The organism is Brevibacterium permense, assembly GCF_013280495.1.
Classification (GTDB): Bacteria; Actinomycetota; Actinomycetes; order Actinomycetales; family Brevibacteriaceae; genus Brevibacterium; species Brevibacterium permense.
This window is the reverse complement of the sequence record NZ_JABSSX010000034.1, coordinates 1-1,574: the sequence shown is the minus strand read 5'-3', so window position 1 is coordinate 1,574 and position 1,574 is coordinate 1. Positions and strand designations below refer to the sequence as shown.

Below are 1,574 nucleotides of genomic sequence, written 5' to 3'. Positions count from 1 at the left end.
AATTGCTACCTGACGGCGGCCCAGCAACCTCGCGCTGGAGTGGTCCCCGAAAGTTGGACTGTGATCAACACAAACCAACTTGAAGGGACCATTCCATGCGTCAGGACTGTCTGATCACCAACGACCAAGCCAAGGCCGCGATCGAACTCTTCGACCAAGGGCACGGCTACGCCGCGGCAGCCACGAAGCTCGATGTCCACAAGCCCACACTCAAACTTCTCCACGACCGGTGGCTGGTGCGTGGAACAATGTCGGTCATGGAACCGCACCAGCGCCGCCGCATACCAGCAGAGCAGAAGATCGCGACCGCGAAGCGATACCTCGACGGCGAACACAAAGTCGAACTCGCCAAGGAACTCGGCCTGGCATCGTCGCGTCCGATCCTCGACTGGGTCAAGGAATACCGGGACAAGGGCGATCAGGCATTCACCTCGCCCCCGGCATCAGGCAAGGGCACAACAGCCCGGATGCGCGCCATTGACAGCGGTCAGGACCCGGATTCTGATCCGGCCCCGTCTAAGCCGGACCTGATGGCGAAGAAGACCCGTGCCGAGGACATCAGTCTGGCGGAGTACCGGCAGCTGCAAGACCGGCTGTTGCGGGCGGAAGCGGAGAACGCGTACTTAAAAAAACTGAAGGCCTTGAGGCAGAACGGGCAGCTGTAAAAGCACGCATAGTTGCCAGTCTCAAGGCGAACTACCCACTGTCACTGCTGCTGAGCATTGCGGGCCTGGCACGGTCGACGTTTTTCTATCACCAGAAACGCTTCGATCAGAAACCTGACCCATACGAGCAGATCAGGCCCCGGATCCGGGAGATCTTCACCGACAGCCGCGAATGCTACGGGCACCGCAAGATCTGGGCAGTCTTGGTCAAAGAAGGCATCACGATCGCGAAGAAGACAGTGCTGCGGTTGATGCAGGACATGAACATCAAGACCAAGGTGCGCAGGAAGCGGTATAACTCCCACCGTGGCACGATCGGCCGTGTTGCCGGCAACGTCCTCAACCGGGAGTTCACCGCTGAGGAACCAAATGAGAAATGGGTCTCTGACGTCACCGAATTCGCTGTGGCGGATCAGAAACTGTATCTGTCACCGGTCATCGATCTCTTCGATACCAGTGTGGTGTCGTACTCGATGTCGACGTCACCGAACACGGCGTTGACGAACAAGTCACTGACGAATGCGTGTCAGGGGCTTCGGCCCAGTCAGAAACCATTGGTGCACACGGACCAGGGGTTTCAGTACCAGCACGTGTCGTGGGCGGCGATCCTGACCAAACACGGTGCCACACCGTCGATGTCGCGGAAGGGAAACTGCTGGGATAACGCGATGGCGGAGAACTTCTTCGGGCAGTTGAAAACCGAGATGTTCTATCTGCAGAAATTCGAAACGGTCGAGGACCTCGAGACCGCGATCGATGAGTACATTCACTGGTATAACTTTGAGAGGATCTCGACACGACTTGGCGGTCTTGCCCCGATGGAGTATCGGACCAAGACCGCCAATGCCACAGAGGCCGTAACCGCTCTATGCTGACCTCACAGCAGTCCAACTATTGGGGACCACTCCA

General features: G+C 57.9%; 2 protein-coding genes. Both read left to right on the top strand.

The genetic code is table 11. The annotated features are described in order from the left end of the window. The first annotated feature begins 95 nt into the window (after positions 1–95). Positions 96–665 carry a transposase gene (locus HK353_RS16770; RefSeq protein ID WP_173158018.1) on the top strand — a complete coding sequence of 190 codons (570 nt, stop codon included), beginning with the start codon at positions 96–98 and terminating at the stop codon, positions 663–665. Positions 666–673: 8 nt separating this feature from the next. Continuing rightward, entirely contained in the window at positions 674–1,540 is an 867-nt protein-coding gene (locus HK353_RS16765) for an IS3 family transposase (RefSeq protein ID WP_342589975.1), read from the top strand. The last annotated feature ends 34 nt before the right edge of the window (positions 1,541–1,574 follow it).